The organism is Anaerobacillus alkalidiazotrophicus (genome assembly GCF_001866055.1).
Genome location: NZ_MLQS01000031.1, coordinates 240,913 through 266,099, shown reverse-complemented (window position 1 = coordinate 266,099; position 25,187 = coordinate 240,913). Strand labels below are relative to the sequence as shown.

At 34.1% G+C, this 25,187-nt stretch carries 20 protein-coding genes; 1 reads left to right on the top strand and 19 read right to left on the bottom strand.

The genetic code is table 11. The annotated features are described in order from the left end of the window. Positions 1 to 43: 43 nt before the first annotated feature. The 3 genes from BKP45_RS20395 to spoVK all read right to left on the bottom strand — a co-directional run bounded on the left by BKP45_RS20395 (position 44) and on the right by spoVK (position 3,748). On the bottom strand, positions 44 to 1,312 hold the full coding sequence (locus BKP45_RS20395) for a methionine gamma-lyase family protein (protein ID WP_071390983.1): 1,269 nt from the start codon (positions 1,310 to 1,312) through the stop codon (positions 44 to 46). Positions 1,313 to 1,323: 11 nt separating this feature from the next. After that, positions 1,324 to 2,589 carry a GTPase HflX gene (gene hflX / locus BKP45_RS20390; RefSeq protein ID WP_071390982.1) on the bottom strand — a complete coding sequence of 422 codons (1,266 nt, stop codon included), beginning with the start codon at positions 2,587 to 2,589 and terminating at the stop codon, positions 1,324 to 1,326. Positions 2,590 to 2,812: 223 nt separating this feature from the next. After that, entirely contained in the window at positions 2,813 to 3,748 is a 936-nt protein-coding gene (gene spoVK / locus BKP45_RS20385) for a stage V sporulation protein K (RefSeq protein WP_071390981.1), read from the bottom strand. Positions 3,749 to 3,922: 174 nt separating this feature from the next. On the opposite strand from spoVK, the gene BKP45_RS20380 reads away from it, so the two are divergent. Further along, the gene (locus BKP45_RS20380; protein WP_071390980.1) at positions 3,923 to 4,918 is read left to right on the top strand and encodes a tyrosine-type recombinase/integrase; all 996 of its coding nucleotides are present in this window, start codon (positions 3,923 to 3,925) and stop codon (positions 4,916 to 4,918) included. Between the two features lie 26 nt (positions 4,919 to 4,944). Here the strand turns inward: BKP45_RS20380 and hfq are convergent, their stop codons facing one another. The 16 genes from hfq to recA form a co-directional block, all read right to left on the bottom strand. Continuing rightward, complete coding sequence (hfq, locus tag BKP45_RS20375; RefSeq protein WP_071309682.1) at positions 4,945 to 5,175, bottom strand: RNA chaperone Hfq; 231 nt, start codon at positions 5,173 to 5,175, stop codon at positions 4,945 to 4,947. A 43-nt stretch (positions 5,176 to 5,218) separates the two neighbouring features. After that, the gene (miaA, locus tag BKP45_RS20370; protein WP_071390979.1) at positions 5,219 to 6,145 is read right to left on the bottom strand and encodes a tRNA (adenosine(37)-N6)-dimethylallyltransferase MiaA; all 927 of its coding nucleotides are present in this window, start codon (positions 6,143 to 6,145) and stop codon (positions 5,219 to 5,221) included. 21 nt (positions 6,146 to 6,166) lie between these two features. Beyond that, positions 6,167 to 6,940, bottom strand: coding sequence for a class I SAM-dependent methyltransferase (locus BKP45_RS20365; RefSeq protein WP_071390978.1), 774 nt, complete (start codon positions 6,938 to 6,940; stop codon positions 6,167 to 6,169). Between the two features lie 50 nt (positions 6,941 to 6,990). Continuing rightward, on the bottom strand, positions 6,991 to 7,299 hold the full coding sequence (locus BKP45_RS20360; RefSeq protein ID WP_071390977.1) for a hypothetical protein: 309 nt from the start codon (positions 7,297 to 7,299) through the stop codon (positions 6,991 to 6,993). A gap of 100 nt (positions 7,300 to 7,399) precedes the next feature. Continuing rightward, positions 7,400 to 9,307: a DNA mismatch repair endonuclease MutL gene (mutL, locus tag BKP45_RS20355; protein WP_071390976.1), complete on the bottom strand. Its 1,908-nt coding sequence runs from the start codon at positions 9,305 to 9,307 to the stop codon at positions 7,400 to 7,402. Positions 9,308 to 9,344: 37 nt separating this feature from the next. After that, positions 9,345 to 11,948 (bottom strand): DNA mismatch repair protein MutS, encoded by a 2,604-nt coding sequence (gene mutS, locus BKP45_RS20350; protein ID WP_071390975.1) that lies wholly within the window; start codon positions 11,946 to 11,948, stop codon positions 9,345 to 9,347. A 70-nt stretch (positions 11,949 to 12,018) separates the two neighbouring features. Continuing rightward, positions 12,019 to 13,182 carry a putative amidoligase domain-containing protein gene (locus BKP45_RS20345; protein ID WP_071390974.1) on the bottom strand — a complete coding sequence of 388 codons (1,164 nt, stop codon included), beginning with the start codon at positions 13,180 to 13,182 and terminating at the stop codon, positions 12,019 to 12,021. Between the two features lie 113 nt (positions 13,183 to 13,295). Beyond that, positions 13,296 to 13,868, bottom strand: a complete 573-nt coding sequence (locus BKP45_RS20340; RefSeq protein ID WP_071309688.1) for an outer spore coat protein CotE — start codon at positions 13,866 to 13,868, stop codon at positions 13,296 to 13,298. Positions 13,869 to 14,420: 552 nt separating this feature from the next. Further along, positions 14,421 to 14,834 (bottom strand): RicAFT regulatory complex protein RicA family protein, encoded by a 414-nt coding sequence (locus BKP45_RS20335; protein WP_084788089.1) that lies wholly within the window; start codon positions 14,832 to 14,834, stop codon positions 14,421 to 14,423. A gap of 1 nt (position 14,835) precedes the next feature. Continuing rightward, a complete protein-coding gene (gene miaB / locus BKP45_RS20330) occupies positions 14,836 to 16,383 on the bottom strand; it encodes a tRNA (N6-isopentenyl adenosine(37)-C2)-methylthiotransferase MiaB (protein WP_071390973.1) in 1,548 nt (515 codons plus the stop codon). Positions 16,384 to 16,805: 422 nt separating this feature from the next. Beyond that, on the bottom strand, positions 16,806 to 17,672 hold the full coding sequence (locus tag BKP45_RS20325) for a 2-oxoacid:ferredoxin oxidoreductase subunit beta (protein WP_071390972.1): 867 nt from the start codon (positions 17,670 to 17,672) through the stop codon (positions 16,806 to 16,808). After that, positions 17,673 to 19,409: a 2-oxoacid:acceptor oxidoreductase subunit alpha gene (locus BKP45_RS20320; protein WP_139193871.1), complete on the bottom strand. Its 1,737-nt coding sequence runs from the start codon at positions 19,407 to 19,409 to the stop codon at positions 17,673 to 17,675. A 677-nt stretch (positions 19,410 to 20,086) separates the two neighbouring features. Then, on the bottom strand, positions 20,087 to 20,347 hold the full coding sequence (locus BKP45_RS20315; RefSeq protein WP_071309691.1) for a stage V sporulation protein S: 261 nt from the start codon (positions 20,345 to 20,347) through the stop codon (positions 20,087 to 20,089). 228 nt (positions 20,348 to 20,575) lie between these two features. After that, positions 20,576 to 21,370 carry a TIGR00282 family metallophosphoesterase gene (locus tag BKP45_RS20310; RefSeq protein ID WP_071390971.1) on the bottom strand — a complete coding sequence of 265 codons (795 nt, stop codon included), beginning with the start codon at positions 21,368 to 21,370 and terminating at the stop codon, positions 20,576 to 20,578. 382 nt (positions 21,371 to 21,752) lie between these two features. Further along, on the bottom strand, positions 21,753 to 23,318 hold the full coding sequence (gene rny, locus BKP45_RS20305; RefSeq protein WP_071390970.1) for a ribonuclease Y: 1,566 nt from the start codon (positions 23,316 to 23,318) through the stop codon (positions 21,753 to 21,755). A gap of 500 nt (positions 23,319 to 23,818) precedes the next feature. Continuing rightward, positions 23,819 to 24,868: a recombinase RecA gene (gene recA / locus BKP45_RS20300; protein ID WP_071390969.1), complete on the bottom strand. Its 1,050-nt coding sequence runs from the start codon at positions 24,866 to 24,868 to the stop codon at positions 23,819 to 23,821. Positions 24,869 to 25,187 lie beyond the last annotated feature (319 nt).

Below are 25,187 nucleotides of genomic sequence, written 5' to 3'. Positions count from 1 at the left end.
ATAGTCAAATCGAATATTTATTTATACTCGATTTGACTATTTATTAGATAGTTAATAACTTTTTATTGATAAGGTGATCTACTGCAGTTAAAATACCGATTTTCACATGACTATATGTAAGCCCACCTTGAACATAGGCAATATACGGTTCTCTAATCGGTCCATCAGCTGTAAACTCGATACTCGCACCTTGAATGAAAGTACCTGCCGCCATTATAACTTCACTTTCATAACCAGGCATAGAACTTGGGTAAGGTGTCACATGGGAGTTTATGGGTGATGCTAATTGTATTCCCTGACAAAAAGCAACCATCATTTCAGCATTTGGAAATTGAACTGATTGAATCAGATCCGTCCTACTGGCATTCCATTTTGGGTTAGTCGAAAATTGTAATTTTTCTAGAAAAGCGGCTGTAAAAATCGCCCCCTTAAGCGCTTGGGCAACTACATGTGGTGCTAAGAAAAAACCTTGGTACATTTCTTGTAAACTATAAAGTGAAGCTCCACCTTCTTTTCCTATACCAGGGGCAGCCAAACGGTATGAGGCTAAATCAACTAGTTCCTCTTTCCCAACAATATAGCCTCCAGTTTTTACAATTCCACCACCTGGATTTTTGATTAATGAACCGGCCATTAAATCAGCTCCAACATGACATGGTTCCATCGTTTCAACGAATTCTCCATAGCAATTATCAACGAATACAACAACATCCTTCTTGATTTCCTTAACAAAATTAATCATTTCTTTAATTTCATTAATAGTAAAAGACGGTCGGTTAGCATATCCCTTAGAACGTTGAATCCCAATAACTTTTGTATTAGATTTAATCTTTTTTGCAACAGCTTCAAAATCAACACAACCATTTGGGCTAAGTTCAACACAACCATATGTTATCCCAAATTCTTTCAATGACCCATTTCCATTACCACGAATCCCGACTACCTCTTCTAGAGTATCGTAAGGCTTCCCTGTAATATACAGTAGTTCATCCCCGGGCCGTAAGACTCCGAATAAACAAGTTGCAATGGCATGTGTGCCGGAGATGATCTGCGGCCGAACAATGGCCGCTTCACCACCAAACACATCTGCATAAATGGCTTCTAACGTGTCTCTTCCAACATCATCGTAACCATAACCGGTTGATGGAGTAAAATGAAAGTCAGATACTTGATACTTGCGAAACGACTGCAAAATTTTCAACTGATTGATTTCCATTTTTTCTTCAATCTTTATATGTATATCTTTAATTTGAGTTTCAATTTCCTTCGTTATTTCTTTTAATTTTGCTCCACTTGTAAATTGATCGTACATAATAACTCCTTTTACACTTTGAATTCTTGTAATTGTTTATAAATGGATGTATCCGGTGAAACATATCCACTTAAAAAATAACTTTCTTCATCTTCTAACCAAGTTTGTTTTTCAATGATCGCACTACTAGAACATTTTGCTATCAATTTTCCTTCACTTACATGAATTTTCGCTTCAAAATATTGTAATGTGACGATTATTTCTTCTTCTAGTTTCTTTAGTAATTTTTCTAAGTCTTTTTCTTGAAGGGCAGAAATTATTATTGATTTTATTCCTTCTGATGGTATAAAGTTAGACGTCATATTATCCCGCTTATTGTAAACTGTCAAAATTGGAACATCTTTCACATTAAGTTCGTCTAACAAAGATAACACGGTTTGTTCATGGTTATAATAATCATCACTAGAACAGTCAACAACATGCAACAAGAAGTCAGCTTCACAGACCTCTTCTAATGTCGAACGAAAGGCTGCTACTAGTGTTGTTGGTAGATCTTGAATAAACCCTACCGTATCTGTTAATAAGACTTGAAATCCACTAGGGAGTTTCAATCTCCTTGTTAGTGGATCTAGTGTCGCGAATAATAAATCTTCCTCTAATGCATCAGCCTTTGTTAAACGATTATGAAGAGTAGATTTTCCAGCGTTAGTATATCCAACTAAAGCAACTTGAAGAGTTCGATTTTCTTTTCTCCGTTCACGGTATAATGTACGATGTTTCACAATTGTCTTTAGTTGCTCTTTGATTTCATCCATTCGTCTACGTATATGTCTTCGATCAGTCTCAAGTTGCGTCTCCCCCGGTCCTCTCGTTCCAATTCCTCCACCAAGCCTCGATAACGAATGACCTTGTCCAACTAAACGTGGTAATAGATAATTTAACTGAGCAAGCTCTACTTGAAGTTTACCTTCTTTTGACTTAGCTCTTCGTGAGAATATATCTAGAATAAGTTGAGTTCGATCAATAATTCTTGCAGAAATTTGTGAGTTTAAGTTACGAACTTGACTACTTGAAAGTTCATCATTAAAAATGACAACATCAATTTCAAGCTCTTCTACAAGGGGGATAATTTCTTCGATTTTCCCCTTTCCAATATAAGTAGCTCGATCAAAGCTATGCCGATTTTGAAAAACCGTACTAATCACCTTACCACCAGCAGTTTTAGTTAATGAGGCTAGCTCTTCCATAGAATAGCGAAATCGTTCTTCACTAGTTTCAAATAATTTACAACCTACAAGTAACACTTTTTCTTCAGTATTGTTACTTAATTCACCCAATGTTTCACAACCTTTTTTCTAAACTCTTTTTGTTACAATTTATTATTACCATTCTTTACTATAATCTTTCTACTAGAAAAAGCGCAAGTGGTCTGGAGAATTACAACCTTTAAAGTTGTATCAAGACTTGCGCATAGCAGCCGGTACATTTCACTAAAAGAAAACGAACGTCCTTAATTCACACTGAATTACAATCTAGTACTTTAATTCCATCAGAAAAAAATCAAGTTTTCCTCATCTTAAAGTCATCTTTAGTTAACGTTACTAGTGTTTCTCTGTCATATTTACCTTCATGCAAAAGCCGTACAGCCTGTGCCCTAACTGCCTTTTCTACGACATTTCGAATTAACCGGCCATTACTAAAATTATAGCTTCTTTCCACTCTTAATGATTGTAAATAGTCTCGTAGTTTCCATTCAGCTTCTGTAGAAATCACATACTCTCTTTCATTTAACATTTTTTTTGCGATCTCCATTAATTCCTCATTTGTATAATCGGGAAACTTCATCGTTATCGGAAAGCGTGATGGTAAACCAGGATTTAAGGATAAAAAGTGGTCCATTTCTCTAGAATATCCTGCTAAAATTAGAACAAAGTCATGTTGTTGATCTTCCATTGCTTTGACCAAAGTATCAATAGCTTCTTTTCCAAAATCTTTTTCTCCACCTCTTGCTAAAGAGTAAGCTTCATCAATAAATAAAATACCACCAACAGCTTTTTTTACTAAATCACGTGTTTTTTGAGCAGTATGCCCTATATATTCACCTACCAAATCCGCGCGTTCCACTTCTAGCAAATGACCTTTTGACAATACTTCCATTTCCTTGAAAAGTTTAGCTAAAAGCCTAGCAACCGTGGTTTTCCCGGTTCCAGGATTCCCTTTAAAAATCATGTGCAATACTTGCTTTCCTACTTTTAATCCTTGTTCTTTCCTGCATTTATTAATATATAGCCACGCATAGATCTCCTTGATAAATTTTTTCATTTCTGATAATCCAACTAACTCTTCAAGCTCTTTTTCAATTTTTTCAAGAATATAGTGCTTTTCCCTATCTACATCAGTAAAGGCACTTGTTTGATCAAGATTTTTTTTTAACTCCTTCTGATTTAAGACGATATTTATCTGTCCTCTAGACTTAAGAGACAAGGGTTTATCCATAGACTTCACCACCTTATCAACATATTAATGTCGGAAACTTAATCAACCACCATTTGTGATCAGTATACTCCAAAGCATGAAAAGTGTGACAAATGCCTATTTTTTCTTGCTATTTTAAAGCAACAATAGTCAATCGTTGTTATAATTAAAATAATAATATCAGGAGGGGATGTAATGGATATTCTAGATAAAACATCTTTACCTAGCTTTGTTAAAGAATTTTTATTTCATTTAGTACAAAAAAAACGCAAGTCTTCAACAATTAGAAGGTACATATACGACTTAGAAGATTTTTTTCTATGGCTTCATACTGAAAAAAGAGATCTTACGTTTTCTACCTTTGCAAATTTATCTTCAACTGATATTAATAATTACTTCAACATATTAACAAAAACTCGTAATTATCAACCAAGAACAACAAAGAGGATACAAATCGTATTAAATCAGCTCTATAAATATTATGACAACCAAGGGTTATCCAAAAACCCGATTCAAAAGATTTCTAAAATAGAAGTTGGCGAACCATTAATGATGGCGGAAGATTTTTTAACCGAACAAGAAATTAACCACTTATTTACGTCAATCCGTTCTTATGATGGGTTATCAGAAAATCAACTAAAAACTAGACATCTCATCGTTAATCGTAATGAGGGGATTTTTATATTATTTTTGTATTATGGTTTAACACTTCAGGAGCTAACGGGTATTCAAATGACAAATATACATTTTGAGACAAACTCAATAGATATAACAAATTCAAAAAAGCTAAGACAAATAAAAATAACACCTGAACACAAACAAATTTTGTACAAATATTACCATACAATCCCATTACCTGTACGACCGCGTTACCATGAGGATGATCCTTTTTTTGTGGCATTTGATTTTCAGCGAGGGACTTACCGTTGGGTTTATGATAATAATAAACCGAAACGATTAACGAATATAGCCATTCAACGAATGATTCAAAAAGAAATTACAAGAAGTGGTCTTAGGAAGGGAACTTCTGCACAACATTTTCGAAATACGTATATTTTAAAAGAAATTGAGAAAGGAAAAACCCTCTCCCTATTAAAAGAGGATTTAGGTTTAAAAACAGATCTTTCTTTGAACAAATTTTTTCAATTTGCTTCTTTTCAAAAGAAAAGCGAAAGCGTCCTAAAAAAATAAAAAGCTCCCTAAAGGAGCTTTTTATTTTAGTTCTCTTGGTTTAAAGGAACATTTTTTTGTGGCGAGAACGTAGATATTGCATGTTTATAAACCAATTGTTGTTTACCTTCTGTTTCTAAAATAACCGTAAAATTATCAAAACCTTTAATTAAACCTCTTAACTGAAATCCGTTTAAAAGGAACACAGTAACAGGAATACTTTCTTTCCTTAGTTGATTTAAAAATACATCTTGAATGTTTACTGATTGTTGCTTCATAATAGTCCTCCTCTAATAGCTATAAATATATATTTCGCCTTTTTTATAATCTTTCCTCTATAAATTTTTTAATTTCTTCCTTCTTTTCGTAAAAATTATGCTCATTTAGTTCAAACCATTGAATATTCATCTTATTACGGAACCACGTAAGTTGACGTTTAGCATATCTTCTTGAATTTCGTTTCAATAATTCAACCGCTTCTTCCTTTGTTATATGACCTTCTAAGTAATCAAATATTTCTTTGTAGCCAATTGCTTGAACAGATTGACAATCTTTAACTCCACTATTATATAATCGTTTAGCTTCATCAATAAGTCCTTCATCAATCATCATATCTACTCTTCGATTTATCCGATCGTAAAGTATGGTACGATCCATCGTTAACCCTATTAACGCTAACTCATATCTACTTTCCGTTGGTTGAGCGGATTGATAGTCGTGGATTGTCTTATTTGTTACATAATAGACTTCTAACGCTCTAATCACACGTCGATAATTGTTAGGGTGAATCGTTTCGTAACTAATTGGATCAATTTCTTTTAATTTTTCATGTAATGTAATTACACCATTTTTTTCGACTAACGTTTCTAAACTTTGGCGGTATTCTGGATCATTCGGGGCATCAGGAAAATTGTAATCATAAATAACCGAATTAACATATAATCCCGTTCCTCCTACTAACAAAGGTAGTTTACCTTTTTTGCATATACTTGTTACAAGCGGTTTGACTAAATCTTGAAATTCAGCGACTGAAAAGCTTTCATTAGGGTCCTTAATATCGATTAAATGATGAACAATACCACCCATCTCTTCTTCCTTAATTTTCGCTGTTCCGATGTCCATCCCTCTATATATTTGCATTGAATCTCCGCTTATGACTTCTCCATTTAGCTCCTTAGCTAACTCAACACTTAATTTTGTTTTCCCCACTGCAGTAGGCCCAACAATAACGACTAGCTTTTCTTTCATAAATAACTCCTTTTAACCTTATCATAATTCTATAGAACCATAATGGAATTGAGAAGTAGGGCGTTTATATACATGGAAATTAAATAATTTAAAACGCGTGCTTTTCCAATGATCCTTTAAAATTACGCGCCTTTTGGCTACACGTTTTGCTTCTTCAATTGTTTCCAAATCAAGAGGGTTATATAACGCATAACTACGTAGTGGATTTATTCCATCTGATTCACTAATTTTAGACTCGAACATCGGATCGAAGTATACAACGTCAAAAGAGTTTGTTTTCTCACGAATAAGGTAGTCAAGATTGTTCATTTGAATTACTTCTATTCTTTGCATCGCTTCGTCCATTAGACTAAGTCCACTTTTCCAATTACATAACCCTTGCTTAATTAAATATGCAAGATATGTATTTCCTTCTACACCTACCACTTTACCGTTCTTTCCAACAACTACACTCGATACTATACTATCAGATGCCAGCCCCAATGTACAATCTAGGAAAGACATATTTTCTGTTAGTTTTGTCGCTAATAAAAATGGGTCCATCTCACCTCTTAAAAACCTCTTTACCCGAAACATCGCTGAATTGGGATGGAAAAATAACGGATCTTTTTTGTCCATTTGATATACTTCTAATCGATTGGAACTTACTACAAGCACATCACTGTTGTATTCTTTATGTAAGGTAGGTAGCGGTCTATGGTTCCGTGAGACGAAAGGTAATTGTAAGTCGCTAGAAACCTTCTTAGCTTTTTCGTTTATCTGTTGTGAAGTTCGTAATGATGTTGTGCAAATCATATTTCTCCTCTAGTTTAATGAATTTCATAATTCATTTTTTTGCCACAAAGTTACGGCGATAAGCCAAGTTTTTCTATCACTTTTCCTCTGCTTTTTTCAAGGTGAAAAGTATAAGTAAAACTAGGGCTTTCGCTTTTGGGCGATAAGCCAAGTTTTTCTATCACTTTTCCTCTGCTTTTTTCAAGGTGAAAAGTATAAGTAAAACTAGGGCTTTCGCTTTTGGGCGATAAGCCAAGTTTTTCTATCACTTTTCCTCTGCTTTTTTCAAGGTGAAAAGTATAAGTAAAACTAGGGCTTTCGCTTTTGGGCGATAAGCCAAGTTTTTCTAATATTATAGTCTCTTCTTTGGTAGCTTGCAAATTTTTCTTATGTAAAGAAAAAAAGACTGAGTAAAAACATTGATTTTCCTTTTAAAAATAAAAGTAATAATCATTGTAATTGGTCAGTCTAATGCTTAATTCACATTATTCTTTTAAACATTTTTTCCATTTCATAAGTTGTAAAATGAATAAAGATTGGTCTACCGTGAGGGCATGTAAAGGGTTCTTCGCATTTACGTAACATTTCTAATAACGAAAAGATTTCATCATTTCTTAAATAACGATTCGCTTTAATAGCAGCTTTACATGACATTAGTATAGCTGCATCTTCTCTTAAATTTCCGATAGATACTTTATTCCCGTTCATCACTTCTTCAACAATATCTTTAATAATTTCTTCTTCAAGTCCAACCGGAAACCAAGTTGGATGGGAACGAACAATAAAACTTTGTGTTCCAAAAGGTTCCATAAAAATACCTACATCTCGAAGTAATTGATCATTTGTCTTTATTCGTTCAACCTCACTAGTTGTAAACTCAAATGTAATTGGAACTAATAAATCCTGTAACTGTTTATGGTCTTCACTTACTTTTTTTCGAAAGTACTCATATTTAATACGTTCCTGGGCTGCATGTTGATCTACAACATATAAACCCTTTTCATTTTGAGCTAAGATGTAAGTTCCATGCATTTGACCTATTGGATATAGAACAGGTACACGCTCATTAACTTGAACATTTTTTTCGGTAGGATTTTCAACGTAACTTTCATGTAAAACATTTTCATCTACTTCACTTTCTTCTTGTACATGGTGTTGCTCTAATTCAACTCCTTCGAACATTGAAGAAGCTTCCAGACTTTTTGAAACAATGTTTTTTTCTTCCCTGTCCCCTTGAGTTTCTCTTAACATAACAGGACGTTCATTTCTCCAATCTTGACTTTGATCTTGTTCTCTTTCGGGCACAGGGTTCGTTTCATTAGAAATCGAATGCTCTAGAGAAAATGCTATTTGTTCAGACTTTTCCTTTTGAAGCTTTGGAGTTTTCACTTCAGGAATTAAAGAAACTTGTTTAAAAGTAGCTTTAATTGTATTAGTAACTAGCGTATTTAACTCGGCTTCTTTGCTTAATCTCACTTCTAATTTTGATGGATGAACATTCACATCAATTATACTAGGATCCATTTCAATATGGAGCACAACTACTGGATAACGTCCGATAGGTAGTAAAGTATGATACCCATCTTGAATAGCCTTTGTTAACGGATAATTTTTAATATATCGATAATTAATAAAAGTTGACATATATTGCCTTGAAGCCCGAGTTACTTCAGGTTTACAAACATACCCTGAAATCTTAAAATCTAGCGAACTACCTTCAAAATAAACCATTTGTTTTGCAATGTTCATTCCATAAATAGCTGCAATCACTTGTCTTAAATCCCCATTACCGTTTGATGAGAATATTTTTTTCCCATTATGGTCTAGTTGAAAAGAAACCGATGGGTATGACATTGCAAGACGATACACATAGTCTGTAATATTTCCGAGCTCTGTATGGACTGTTTTTAAATATTTTAATCTTGCGGGTGTATTATAAAAAAGATTAGTTACTGTTATATCTGTCCCTTTACGACTTAATGATGATCCACTCTCAATAATCTTACCACCCTCAATATTCACAACCGTCCCTGGCCCGTTACCAGTACATGTTTTTAACTGTAGATACGATACTGAGGCAATACTTGGCAGTGCTTCCCCACGAAACCCTAATGTTTTAATACGGAATAGATCTTTATCTGTTCGGATTTTACTCGTTGCATGACGATGAAATGCCACTAAACAATCCTCATTCTCAATTCCATCACCATTATCAACAATCCGGATTTTCTGCATACCGCCGTCTTCTACCTGAATGTGAATTGAGGTACTATTAGCATCAATAGAGTTTTCAACGAGTTCTTTAACGATTGATGCAGGTCTTTCAACCACTTCTCCGGCGGCAATTTTATTTGATAAATATTCATCTAATTTAACAATTTTGCCCACGTTTAATCACTCTTTTCTATATTTTAAAACGCTGCCGTTATACCTTTAGCTTCTTTTGTAAATCATTTAGCTTTTGGATCGCTTCTAGCGGTGTAATATTTAATAAATCTAATTTTTTTATCGAAGAAATTACCTTCTTTTCTTCATCACTAGAAGGTTTCACTTGTTTTTTTGTTTTGCCTTCACCCTCGTTAAATAAAGAAAGTTGAACAGGTTTATCACTTTCTATTATTAGGTTCTCAGAGACCTTCTGATATGATGGTTGATTTTCTAGTGTTGCCAATATTGTCTTCGCTCTAATTATCAATTTATCCGGTAACTCAGCCAGCTGAGCCACATAGATTCCGTAACTTTTGTCAGCTTGTCCATCGATTACTTTATGCAAAAAGACGACCTTCCCCTCTTCTTCAACGGCACTCACGTGAACGTTTTTCACGGCGCTAAGGTCATGTTCTAATGCTGTTAATTCATGATAATGTGTTGAAAATAATGTTTTTGAACCAATTTCGTCATGGATATACTCAATTATCGCCTGTGCTAATGCCATTCCATCATACGTAGATGTTCCACGACCTATTTCATCTAATAAAATTAAACTATTTTTCGTCGCTTTTGAAATTGCATTTTTCGTTTCTAACATCTCAACCATAAATGTACTTTGTCCGCTTGCGAGATCGTCTGCTGCACCAATTCTTGTAAACACCTGATCAAAAATAGGTAAGTTCACCGAATCTGCTGGCACATAACAACCAATTTGCGCCAAAATAGAAATTAGTGCTAGTTGACGCATATAAGTACTTTTACCAGCCATATTTGGTCCAGTGATTAATAAGATTTCTCGTTCTTCGTTCATAATTACATCATTTGATACGTATTCACCTGAGTTTAAAACTTTTTCAACTACAGGGTGACGTCCTTCAAGGATTGAAATATGACGCTCATCATTAAATTGTGGCTTCGCATACCGATTTTCTTCACTAACCTTAGCAAAACTTTGTAAAACGTCTATTTCGCTTATTTTTTTTGCAACATATTGTAATTTAGAGATATACTGTTTAACATTTTCACGCAGCTGTAAAAATAAATCGTATTCTAACTGCTCTATTCGTTCTTCTGCTTCTAGTATTAGTGCCTCTTTTTCTTTTAGTTCTGGAGTAATAAACCTTTCTGCATTCGAAAGCGTTTGTTTTCTCTCATATCGCCCTTCAGGAAGGTGGACAAGGTTTGCTTTTGTAACTTCAATATAATATCCAAATACCTTATTATATCCAACCTTAAGAGACTTGATTCCTGTGATTTGCTTTTCTTGTTGCTCTAGCCTTGCAATCCAACTTTTACCGTTTCGACTAGCATCACGATATTGATCTAACTGTTCATTGTAGCCATCTTGAATGATCCCCCCGTCTTTAATGGAAAGAGGTGGATCTTCTTTTAAAGACTTTGATAACATAATTAATAACTCGTCACATGTATCAATGTCTTTTATTATCTCGCCACCATAGCAGTTATTTAATTCTTTTACAGTTGAAATTATTATAGGAATTTGTTGTAATGAGCGTTTCAATTGAACTAGTTCCCTAGCATTAACATTCCCATATGCCACCTTACCTGCTAATCGTTCTAAATCATAAACTTCTTTTAAAAGTTCACGTAATTCTTCTCTTTGGAAATATTGTTCAATAAATGTTTCTACCATACTAAGTCTTTGGTCAATTTGTTTTTTATTTAATAGAGGACGTTCAAGCCATTGCTTTAATAGTCGTCCGCCCATTGCTGTTACCGTTTTATCTAGTAACCAAAGAAGAGAGCCCTTCTTTTTCTTTTCGCGAATCGTTTCTACAAGTTCTAGATTTCGTTTCGAATGTAAATCAATTCGCATAAAATCTGTTGGTGAATAATCAACAACTGGTTGCAAATGATCTAATGAACGTTTTTGCGTCCGAACTAAATAAGAACACAGTCTTCCAAATGTTGCAATCAGCTTTTTTTGCTCTAGTTTATCCACTAACGAATGAAAGGTTTCTGGCAGTTCTTCATTAGGTTCCAATGATGCGGTTACCGCAAGTTGTTGAAGTAAGGCCTTTATATTTTCTTCTGAATGATCAGGGGAAAATATAATTTCTTTTGCTCGTGTAGTAGCAATCTCATTAATGACATCTTGCCAACTACCTTGGATAATTGTGACAAAATTTTCACCGGTTGTTAAGTCTGTTAAAGCAAATCCATATGTTTCATCTAAAAAATCCGTAACCGATGCAATGAAATTATTCTCTTTTTCTTGAATTGTTTTGCCTTCCATCACAGTTCCTGGTGTTATTAATTTAACAACTTCTCTTTTAACAACGCCTTTTGCTTGACGTGGGTCCTCAACTTGCTCACAAATAGCTACTTTATATCCTTTCTCTATTAATGTTTGAATATATTGTTCAGCTGCATGATAAGGAACACCACACATAGGAATTCTCTCAGTATCCGTACCAGTTCCTCTGCTCGTTAACGTAATTTCTAATTCTTGCGACGCTAATTTAGCATCTTCAAAAAACAATTCGTAAAAATCTCCTAAACGGAAAAATAAAAAGGCATCCTTATATTCTGCCTTTATCGTTAAATATTGTTTTATCATAGGCGTATGTTCTGCCATTAAATGTTCCTCCAATTTCTTTAGTCACCGATAAATATTATACCATATTCATAGAGTATGCTCGACAATTTTAGACGAGTTTTTTAAGGAACGACACATAATTATTAAATAAAGCTTTTTCCCTTTTTTCAATAAAATAGTCCTCATTTTCATTTATCCAATTCGTTAAAGATCTGGTTTGATAATCACAACAATAGTAACTATGTAAATCTTTTTTCTGAAAGTTAGAAGCTTCTAACTTAGTAGGGTTTTTCATTAAAAATTCAACCCATAGGAGCAAGGGTAAACTATTTGGGATTAGTTTAAACCATGATGGTAATACTCGATATTCAAAACCTTGAAACCGATTTTCTTTTACTGATCCTAATCTACCGTAATATCGTCTACGTTGGAAAGATGGTTTTTGCTCTACGTATGAAAAAGGAATAGTAACAAATTGATCTAGTAAACGTACATGCTGAAATGTAAGTGGGATATTTCCAAAGTGAATATGACCTCCAAGGAAAAAACGTCCAAATGGATGCGCGTCTGTAATAATAGTTAAATCATGATTCGATGTCGCCTTTCGTAGCTTCTTATACAAAAGAAAAACATCATCAAAAAGTTCTGTCATATTATTTGCAGGTTTGGAACGTACTTCCACAATAGGGTGAATTACTTTCTTCTTATGAACAGCAATTGCATCATCAAGTCCTATTTGACCTTCTTTTAATAAAACATCCATGTTCATAAAACTTGATGTATCTAAGTTTTTTACCATTAACTCGATGTCACAACCAAACGTTACATTTTCAAAACTTTTGTTTTTATTCTCCAATGTCAATAATAATAATTCCTTCTCTTTCTTAGTTAATTCTCCAAACTTTAGCGACCTAATTTTTATAACAGTAATCTCCTTTTTACCGCAGCGTTGAACCACACATTCTCCAAGAGGAATGGATAATAAATACAAACATTGGATCGCAAATTCCTTAAGTTCTTTTTCGAAATAAAATTCATCGCATTGAATTTCTTTCCAAACTATGTTTGAAGAAAATAGCAAAGCTGAGGTACATGTACCTCTTTTAGCTGATAATAAATTAAAATGAAATGCTCGTACTTTAACTTGATTTCTTCCCCCGTTATGTATCTCACCTAATTTTATCCCATGATGTTTAAGCATAGAGGGCAACAGTGGCTTTAGCTTAAAATTAATTTTCTCGTGAAAAGAAATTATTTTATCATCAATAGTCATAATTCACCTTCTTCCTTTATAATACAGCTGAACTTACACACAAATTCCTATTCGCAAGTCTTAAATGATTTTATGAAAAAAGCTAGGAAGAAGTAAACTTCTTCCTAGCTTTTTTATTCTTCTAATTCACCTGTTAAGAAGTTAGGGTCTAAATCTTCGAACTCTTCATCTTCTACATCATAATCCCATGTCTTAGCATCTAGTTCGTCTGAAATCCCATCTGGATTAACATACACACAAACCTTTGTCTCCCCAATACATTCCACTAAAAATTCTCGCTCTACTTGAACAATCACATTCGTTCCATTAGGGGCTATAGTAGCTTCAAGAGTATTAGGTTGTTGAATTGCTCTAGCAATTACTTCGAGCTCCTCACTTAAAACATTTTTGTCTTGCAAAGTTAGTGGAACAACATCTGTGTAAGTTACCGTCTCTGTCGCTACTTCTGTTTTTGTATTGTTACTATACGAGAACCAGATATTAGCATCATAGCTTCCACGAACTTCGATACAATCTCCCTTCTTTTCCGCCTCGTACTTATGGTTAATGATCCAACAACCTAAAATACTTGACGGTTTATGGGAAGGGCGTATCGTATGACTTGCTTGTGAGAATTTTCTCCCTTTTCCACAAACGGCTTTTGTAATAATCTCTCTGTAGTTTAATTCTTTTTCTGTTTGCGACATTTGTTTTTACCCTCCTCAAACAATTGGTTGTTCTCCGCGAGACTTCTACACATTTGTTAATCTTATATAAAAGTCCCTCCCAAACAGTCTTCACTCTCATCCTATGCAAGACAAATGACTATTGTGCTAACTATTTGGATTATTCGAAGAAAACGTTCAAAATAGTTTCCTATAACATTGATATTAAAGCATATGTCAAAACATTCGTAGTTGTGCTAATTTCATTTTCTTTTTCATTTATATATATGGCTATATTTTGATTTTCATTCCACAAATCTTTTAACTTAATACGGTACGTGAAATTTAAGATACTATTAAAAAATCTAGCTCAATTACCTCAATTCAAACTAGGTTACAATGTAAGCCTTAGTTTAAATGTAGGTAGAGCTAGATATTATACATAAGGATTTTTAATTATTCGTAAACCATCTTACCAATGATGATAGTTACAAAAATTCATTCTTAAGAGAAAGATTATTTTCTGACAAAACCATTATTTATGTCAAATTTTAAAATTGGGAATACTTTTCTAAATGAGTCGAAGATAATTTACTATTTAGTGTTTCTTTTATTAGTAGTTCCTTGTAAAATATCCCCACCTGTAGTTTTCTCCATCTCATTAGTAACAGTAGTTGAAATTGTAGTTGCTACAAACTGCAACAATTCATTTACATCCACTTGACTTTGTTTAAATTGTTTCACTAATGGAATTCCATCCAATTCAGTTTGAAGTGTTGCAATTTCTTGTTCTGCTTTTTTTAAAGCTTCGAATTTACCATAATGTTGTAAATTAACAGCTTCTTTTTGCATTCTTTTTATTTGACTAATTAAATGTTGAACTTTTGTAGAATTATTAACTTGTGATTCAGCCTGTTTGAAAAGTTCTACTTCCTCAGTTTCAGAGATCATTTTAGCAATTGATTTTGCTTTTGATAGGATCTCATCTTTTGAATAAATTTTATCCACTTTATGCTTTCACCTCAGCATCCTCTTTTACAATTTGACCGTCTAACGACCAAGTTTTTGCTGCTGTAATTTTGACGTGAACAATCTGCCCAATCACAGATTTTGATCCAGAAAAATTAACAAGTTTGTTGGTTCTTGTTCTTCCAGATAAAATCTCCGGATTTTTCTTACTTTCTCCCTCAACAAGTACTTCCAAAACTTTTCCTTCTAACTCTTTATTCTTTTGAGCTGAAATATCGTTAATAACAGCATTCAAACGTTGTAAACGATCACGTTTCACTTCATGTGGAACATTATCTTCCATTTTTGCTGCTGGTGTGCCTTCTCTTGGAGAATAAACATACGTATAGGCACTATCATATTTCATCTCTTTAACTAGCGACAATGTATCTTCAAATTGCTCCTCAGTTTCATTAGGGAACCCTACGATAATATCAGTAGTTAATGTAGCATTTGGAATTTTGGTTTTAATTTTATTTGCTAACTCAACATATTGATCTCGAGTGTATTTTCTTGCCATCAATTTTAAAATTTCTGTATTCCCACTTTGAACTGGTAAATGAATATGCTCTACTAAATTTCCACCCTTAGCTAAAACATCAATTAAATAGTCATCAAAATCTCTTGGATGACTAGTAGTAAAACGAACCCTCGGGATATCAATTTTATGAATTTCATCCATTAAATGACCTAATCCGTATTCCATATCCTCAAAATCTTTACCGTATGCATTTACGTTTTGTCCTAATAACGTTATTTCTTTATAACCTAAACGAGCTAATTCGCGTACCTCACTAATGATATCCTCAGGACGTCTACTTCTTTCTTTTCCTCGTGTATAAGGCACAATACAGTACGTACAAAATTTATCACAGCCGTACATAATGTTTACCCACCCTTGTAATTGTCCACGACGTGCACGAGGCATATTTTCAATAATATCTCCTTCTTTTGACCACACTTCAATAACCATTTCTTTGTTAAAAATTGCATCTTTTATTAGATGTGGAAGTCGGTGGATATTGTGTGTTCCAAAAATCAAGTCTACTTGCTGATGTTTCGATAAAATTTTGTTTACAACATTTTCTTCTTGTGACATACAACCACAAACACCAATAATTAATTCTGGTTTTTCTCTTTTTAATGGTTTTAAGTTTCCAATTTCGCCAAATACTTTGTTTTCAGCATTTTCACGAATAGCACATGTGTTTAATAGAATAACATCAGCCTCTTCAGTTATTCCTGTTGGTTCGAATCCCATTTCAAGTAATATCCCAGCCATATTTTCCGAATCATGTTCATTCATTTGGCAGCCATACGTACGGATGAGGAATTTTCTTCCATCCCCTAGATTACGCATTTCTTCTGGAATATCAAAGTCATAATGAACCTTCACATCTTCTTTTCCACGACGCTTAGCCTCTTTCAAATTAGGCTGTGTGAAAGTAGTTTGAAAATATTGACCGTAGTCTTTTTTCTGTCCGGATTTTTTGTCCGCAGAAGAAAGGTCTAGGTTAATTGTCATTTGCTTTTTCTGTTGTTCATTCATCGTACATTCTCCTCTTTTCTTAATTAATAGTAACAATATTCTAGTATAACGGGTTAAAACTTTAAACTCAATAGTTTTCGAAAATCGATAAGTTGAACTAACAATCAGTGGGGGGTTCTTTCATCCCACACCTAAACTATTCGATTTTCTTTCGTTTTGAGTTGGGTGTCCTAATCACTTAAGAGTGGGATAAATATAACCTTAAAGTGCTATTCACTTTTTCACTCTACTAAACACTATTGACTTTTGCCAATGTGAATAAACATTAAAACTTAGCTACATTTAGCTGAGCTCTTCTTCATCAAAGTAATACACAGCCTACTTTTGGATCGACAAAATACAAACACTTAATTTTAATAAGGATACATAATAAAACACGCAAGAAAAATAAATTTCTTTGCGTGTTTTATAGTAAAATAACTTTACATAAATTCTGTTAGCAAATGATCGAACGTTTCTTTTTTTAGAGAAATATCTTGCTTGGCTAAAGCACCCTCTCTAAAACCTGGAACTAACTCTTCATAAGATGGCTTTTGTTTGTTTTGATATATTAGCCCAGTTACAAGTCCATTATATTCCATTAATGTATTTACTGCTTGAACACGATTTGTTAGATCATAACCTTCAATTGTATCTAACTTTTTAATGTTCTGTTTGAACCATTCATACGTATTAATTTTATTAAATGTAACGCATGGGCTAAATACATTAATAAATGAAAAGCCTTTATGTTTTATACCTTGTTCAATAATTGATGTTAACTCCTTTAAATCACTTGAAAAGCTTTGGGCAACAAAACTTGCACCTGCAGAGATCGCTAGTTCCATTATTCCAATAGCAGATTCAATTGACCCTGCTGGTGTACTTTTTGTTTTAAATCCCATCTCACTTCTTGGTGATGTTTGCCCTTTAGTTAATCCATAAATTTGATTATCCATTACTATATAAGTTATATCAATGTTTCTTCTAATTGCGTGAACCGTGTGGCCCATTCCAATAGCAAAGCCATCTCCATCTCCACCTGAAGCAATAACAGTTAATTCACGATTAGCCATCTTTACTCCTTGAGCAATCGGTAATGAACGACCATGAATACCATGAAACCCATATGAATTAATATAACCTGAAATACGACCAGAGCACCCAATCCCCGAAACTATTGCAAGATCTTCTGGTTGTAAGCCTACATTAGCTGCCGCTCTTTGAATTGAAGCTTGCACGGAAAAATCCCCACATCCAGGACACCAGTTTGGCTTTATATTATTGCGGAAGTCTTTAAATGTAGCCATTTATAACAACTCCTTGCATTGATTATAAATATCAGATGGTAAGAATGGATTTCCGTCATATTTTAATATATTTTCTAGATTACAATTACACATATTCATCTTAATGATGTTTGAAAGTTGTGCAGTAGCATTATTTTCAACTACAACAACTTTTTTTGCATTATTTATCAAAGGCCTTAGTTCATCAACTGGAAACGGATGAACTAAGCGAATTTGCGCATGATTTACTTTTAATCCGTCGGCTTCTAATCGTGGAATAATTTCCTCGATCGTCCCTCTAGTAGAATTAAACCCAATAATTAGCAAATCACATTCTTCATGAGAAGCATTTGAATAGATCGGCATATTGAATTTTTCATGAAGGGTTTTCAGTTTAGATAATCGTTTATTCATTTGATAAGTTCGATTCTTAGGGTCTTCAGATGGTTTTCCTTGCTCATTATGTTCAACACCTGTTACATGATGAATTCCATTTTTCATTCCAGGGATAACACGTGGTGAAATACCATCCTTAGTTACCTCATACCGCTTGAAATATTCACCATTTGTATCTGGTAATTCTGCATTTATGTCAAGTTTTCCCCTTCGAATTTTTAATCGACTATGATCTAGCGGTTCTACAGTTTGCTTACCTAAGGATAAAGCCAAATCTGTAAGAAGGATAACTGGACACTGGTATTCTTCAGCAATGTTGAAAGCTTCTGCACTATCATAAAAAGCTTCTTCAACCGTACTAGGGGCAATAACGACCTTCGGAATTTCCCCGTGTGTCCCGAAAATCATTGCCATTAGATCTGATTGCTCCTGTTTGGTTGGAAGTCCTGTGCTTGGACCACCACGTTGTGTATTTATAATTACAAGTGGAGTCTCGGTTATTCCCGCCAAACCAATTGCTTCCATCATTAGTGACAAACCAGGTCCTGCAGATGCAGTCAAAGTTCGAACACCGGCATAGTTTGCTCCTATAGCCATCGTACAAGCTGCAATTTCATCTTCTGTTTGGATTACAGCCCCACCAAAAGTTGGTAATTTCTTTGTTAAGTATTCCATAATTTCAGATGCTGGCGTTATTGGATAGGCAGGCATAAATCTAGCTCCTCCTGCTAACGCACCTAACGCAATAGCATGGTTACCTATCATAAACATGCGTTTTTTCCCATCCGCTTTAGCCATATGAAATGAATCAGGCTGACCGCTTGTAGCATCTAAAAATTCAGCCCCCCGTTTAATTGCTTCCATATTTCTCTCTACAATCGAACTACCTTTTCGAGAAAATATTTCTTCTACTACCTCACGGTACGCTTCATATGAAAAGCCAAGCAATGCACTCGATGCCCCTACCGCTACCATATTTTTCATTAATGATGTACCTAAATCACTAGCAATTTCAGTAAAAGGAACTGCATGCAATATAACTTTTGAACTATCCGGTACAGTTGGGTTAAATTTAGAATCAGCTATAACTACTCCACCATGTCTTAATTCGTGAAAATTTACGTCGATTGTCTCTTGATCAAACGCAACTAATATATCTAAATCATCAGAAATAGAGTTAATGGCTTTCGTACTTACACGAATCTTATTGTTTGTATGTCCACCTTTAATTCGGGAAGAAAAGTGACGATATCCATAAAGATAATATCCAAGTCTATTTAAAGCTATCGAAAAAATTTCACCTGTACTTTCAATACCTTCCCCTTGTTGCCCTCCAACTTTCCAAGAAAGTTGATTGATCATGTTTTCCACCCCTTTGGTCAACGACAATGTCATGATACGGAAATGAATTGTGACAATTTTGTTAAAGTTCTGAACGATTACAATGATAGACCTAAAACAAGGAAAAATCAAGAAATTTCTCCCTTTAATTTTACAGCTAAACAACGTTCAAAAATACAGATTTATCACCAATATTTTGTATCCTTCTAATTTTTAGTATATAGAGCTATTATCCGTTTATTACAACACAAAATATGTAAAGGCATTTAAATTCCAATTTAACATTTAATATCGCTATGCAACAAACGTTATATTTACCCGTGATAATAAATTCTATAACCTATAGAGCTTATTATTTAGAGCAGGTTTAGTGTTTTCTCCCGTTATTGAACTTTACGAAACACCTTTTTTAATACTTAAACTTTACCTTTTTATACACAATGAATGGTTGATAAAATTCTTTGAAATAACAAGTGAACGCTGACACTATTTGTCAGTGCATTTTTTGTGAGAGCCTTTATAAATAATATGAATTTTATTATTCTTAACATAGTTAATAGTTCACCTTTTCTATTCAAAATCCTACTAAAAAAGAAAAGTTTTAAAAACGAATTAACAACTCTTTCCGACAATTACCAATAATTTTTGAAAATGATAACAAAAAGCCTGTTTGTTCAAGAACAAACAGGCTTTTTGTTTTACCTAGGTTCTACAATTAACTTTATCGCTGTTCTTTCTTCTCCATCAATTTTAATGTCTGTAAATGCTGGAATACAAATTAAGTCAATACCACTAGGTGCAACAAATCCTCTTGCTATAGCAATTGCCTTAACAGACTGGTTTAGTGCCCCTGCACCAATGGCTTGAATTTCTGCAGCGCCCCGTTCACGAATGACACCCGCAAGTGCACCCGCTACTGAATTTGGATTAGATTTTGCTGAAACTTTTAATACTTCCATTCCTTCGAACCTCCTTAATGATGCGAAACTGTGTTTTATCATTATTGGAATGATAATAGATCTGCTTCTTCAATTTTTAAATAGTTTCTGAAAACAAATAATGCCTTGTTTTGTATATATTCAAAAAACAGCATGATATTCCACATATTAAGAAGTTTAAATTAAAAGTTAGTATTTTTATCAAGATATTAAGTATAAGTAAAACTGATATTGCTTAGTAAGTGAGCTTTAATCAAAAAAAGGATGGTCTTCATTTATGATAATTGGTGTAATTGATTTTGCACCACCGGTATTTTGATCAACATCGATAATAACACCATTTAACTGTTCTCTACCTTTTGCTACTTCAAATCTTACTGGTAAGTTTGTTAAAAATTTGTTCAAAACAGCTGTACGTTCCATCCCTAAAATGCCGTCATAAGGACCTGTCATACCTACATCAGTCATATATGCTGTCCTATTTGGTAATATGCGATAATCGCCAGTTTGTACATGTGTATGAGTCCCGATTACTGCAGTTACTTTTCCATCCAAATACCAACCCATCGCTTGTTTTTCACTAGTAGCTTCGGCGTGAAAATCGACAAAAATGATCGGTGTTTTCTTTTTTATTATACTAACTAACTCATCTGCTTTTTTAAATGGGCAATCTAACGGAGGTAAAAATGTTCTCCCTTGTAAGCTTATGACTCCTACTTCTATTTGATTTACCTTTATAATTGTATAGCCATTTCCTGGGACTTCCACTGGGAAATTCGCTGGTCGTAGTAGTGTTGGGCAGTGATCAATTACTTCAATTAATTCTCGTTGGTCCCAAGTGTGGTTTCCTAGCGTTACAACTTGAGCTCCTAATCCTAATATTTGTTTATAAATTTTTTCTGTTATACCTTTTCCCGCTGCTGAATTTTCACCGTTTACGATGGTAACTGTTGGTTTATATTTTGATTTTAATTTTGGTAAGTAAGTTGTTAGCATTTCTCTTCCTGGCGAACCTACTACGTCACCTATAAATAATATCCTCATTTTTTGCACCTCTATATGTATGTTTGTCTGAATTCTATCATAATCTCGTTTTAATGCCAATTAATGTTGTGTATTTGATTATTTGGTTCGTTATCTCATTCGCTCTTCATCGAATGAAATAGAGATTTTTGTTAGTGAGCTAATCATGCTCTTTTTCATTCACTGAAAACTACTTTCGTAGTAAATTGCTACTGAATTTCAACCAAGCCAATATATATAACGTCTTCGCTCGCTTCTTTTAATGAAAGACACAAGCTGTTTGTTATTTATATTTGTTATTAAATAATTACACACGAATGAATTGATTTACAGATAACAAGTAACATAATGTTTTATTCTAATGTACGAATACGTAAAAAAATAAAGTGGCTGGTGGGCCACTTTATTTTGCATACTCAACTGCTCGCGTTTCACGAATAACGGTAACTTTAATGTGTCCTGGATAGTCGAGTTCTTCTTCAATTTTCTTCGTAATATCTCTTGCTAAACGATATGCTTCACTATCATCAACCATTTCTGGTTTAACCATAATTCTGACTTCACGTCCAGCTTGGATTGCATACGTTTTTTCAACACCATCAAAGGACTCAGAAATTTCTTCAAGTTTTTCTAAGCGACGAATATACGTCTCAAGTGTTTCACGTCTTGCTCCTGGGCGAGCCGCTGATAAAGCGTCTGCAGCTGCAACAAGGGTTGCAATAATAGATGTTGCTTCTGTGTCACCATGATGTGAAGCGATACTATTTATAACAACAGGATGCTCCTTATATTTAACTGCTAATTCGACTCCAATTTCCACATGACTTCCTTCTACTTCATGGTCAATTGCTTTACCTATATCATGGAGAAGACCTGCTCTTTTTGCCAGTTGAACGTCTTCACCTAATTCAGCTGCCATAATACCTGCTAATTGAGCAACCTCTATAGAATGCTTAAGAACATTTTGTCCATAACTAGTTCTAAACTTAAGTCGTCCTAAAATCTTAATTAGATCAGGGTGTAGACCGTGTATCCCTATTTCAAACGTTGTTTGCTCCCCATAATCTCTAATCATTTCATCTACTTCACGTCTAGACTTATCAACCATCTCTTCTATACGCGCAGGGTGGATTCGACCATCTTGAACTAACTTCTCAAGTGCTGTACGGGCAATTTCCCTTCTTATCGGATCAAATCCTGATAAAATAACTGCTTCTGGTGTATCATCAATAATAAGATCAATACCAGTTAATGTTTCAAGAGCACGAATATTTCGACCTTCACGTCCAATAATTCTTCCTTTCATTTCATCATTTGGAAGATTTACTACTGATACTGTAGTCTCAGCAACGTGGTCAGCCGAACAACGTTGTATTGCAAGTGATACAATCTCTTTCGCTTTCTTGTCAGCTTCTTCTTTAGCCTTAGTTACTAAATCTTTTACCATTAAGGCTGTTTCGTGAGTTAACTCATCTTTTACGTCTTTCATAATGATTTCCCTAGCTTCTTCTCTAGTAAATCCAGAAATACGCGCAAGTTCAGCTTGCTGTTCCTGTAAGAGTCCCTCCACTTTGCTTTCCATCTCTTCAATATGTCGTTGTTTTTTGGTGAGAGCTTCCTCTCTCTTTTCCAATGATTCCTCTTTTTTATCTAAGGTTTCACTCTTACGGTCAAGGATCTCTTCTTTTTGTACCAAACGATTCTCTTGTTTTTGAATCTCATTTCTTCGTTCACGAACATCTCGCTCAGCGTCTTGACGAAGTTTATGAATTTCATCCTTACCTTCAAGGACGGCTTCCTTCTTTACTCTTTCAGCCTCGCGCTTACTTTCTTCAATAATTTGTTTTGCTGCATGTTCCGCACTAGAAATTTTAGCTTCTGCAATGGATTTTCGAACAAGATATCCAACAACTGCACCAATGGCCACAGAGACAAGCAAAATGAAGATGAGTACAAAAATGTTATCCAATACTTTCACCTCCTCTTGCTATCTAATTGTTGGTTTCATCATCATACATTATTTTCAGATCATTCTAATTGGTGTGCACATCCAGCACAGGATACCCTTCTTATACTTAATAAAGAGAAAAATTTCATAAAGTATAAAAAAAATAACCAATAATTAAATGTAAAATGCGGTATTCTCCACAATTGTATAATTGGATAATGTTATTGTCAAGCTTTGTCAATAATGGACTGTTCTATACATTAAAATTTCTGTCTGTTTCATTAATGATTTTCGAGATCAGAAAAAATACTTTTCTGTAAAATAGTATTAACAAATAGTTAATTCGTCCTATCTAGATGAGTAATAAGACTCTATTGATGTTGAGAAAAGATTTATTGTTTTTTTGAAATAAAAAATGACTTTAAAAAACTGAACCGCCGTTTTTGAAAGTTTGTAACTTTTGGTGATAAAATATACAACTTCCTCAATAAAACGATTCAATTTAAGTCATTTTTCACCCATTATTTTAAATCTAGTGGAAGATCAGCAAATTCATCATCTGTTGGCGCATCAACTTTGATCTCACCATTTAGTCCGTAGTGATCACGAATTTTTGTTTCAATAGTTAATGTAATGTCACTATTTTCTTTTAAGAATTGCTTTGCATTTTCTCTACCTTGCCCTAAGCGTTCATCATTAAACGAGTACCAAGCACCACTTTTTTGGACAATATCAAGATCAGAACCAATATCTAAGATAGACCCTTCTCTAGATATCCCTTCACCATACATAATGTCTACTTCTGCTTGCTTAAATGGTGGGGCAACTTTATTTTTAACTACTTTTATTTTTGTTTTGTTTCCAACCATGTCGTTACCTTGCTTTAATACTTCAGCTCTACGTACTTCTAGTCGAACTGATGAATAGAATTTAAGAGCTCTTCCACCAGGAGTTGTTTCAGGATTCCCAAACATTACGCCAACTTTTTCACGAATTTGGTTAATAAAGATAGCAATAGTCTTAGATTTATTAATAGCACCAGAAAGCTTTCTTAGTGCTTGAGACATTAAACGTGCTTGAAGTCCTACGTGGCTATCTCCCATTTCCCCTTCAATCTCAGCCTTAGGAACAAGGGCTGCTACCGAGTCAATAATAAGAATATCAACAGCACCACTACGAACTAAAGCTTCTGCAATTTCTAATGCTTGTTCACCTGTGTCAGGTTGTGATAACAGTAGTTCATCTATATTAACACCTAAATTCTGAGCATATATTGGATCAAGAGCATGCTCTGCATCAATAAAAGCTGCTTGTCCACCTTGGCGTTGTACTTCTGCAATCGCATGTAGTGCTACAGTTGTTTTACCAGAAGATTCTGGACCATAAATTTCAATAATTCGACCTTTTGGATAACCACCTACCCCAAGGGCGATGTCAACTGCTAATGAACCAGTAGAAATTGTAGACACTTTTCTTTCTGCTTGTTCCCCTAGTTTCATAATTGAACCTTTTCCAAATTGCTTTTCGATTTGTCGTAATGCCATATCTAAGGCCGCTTTACGATCACTCATGTTTCATCTCTCCTTATATGTAAATAAATTACAATTGTTTTTTATTTGTTTAAGGTGCATGTAAAAGCTATATCATTATCATAACTTGTTTTTTGAGATTTGCCAATAGTTTTAACGAACATTTATTCGTCTTTTTTTGTTAGTTTTTGTTTCCTACTATATTTAGTTCAAATTTTGGCTACTTACTCAATAATGGTAACATCAAGATAAACAATAAGGCTAACTCAATCTATCATAAAGCAATTTTTATGAAAAACACAAATGAAATGTTTGGATTTCATAATCTTTACGAAGTGAGTTAGCCCTATTATTTTTATTC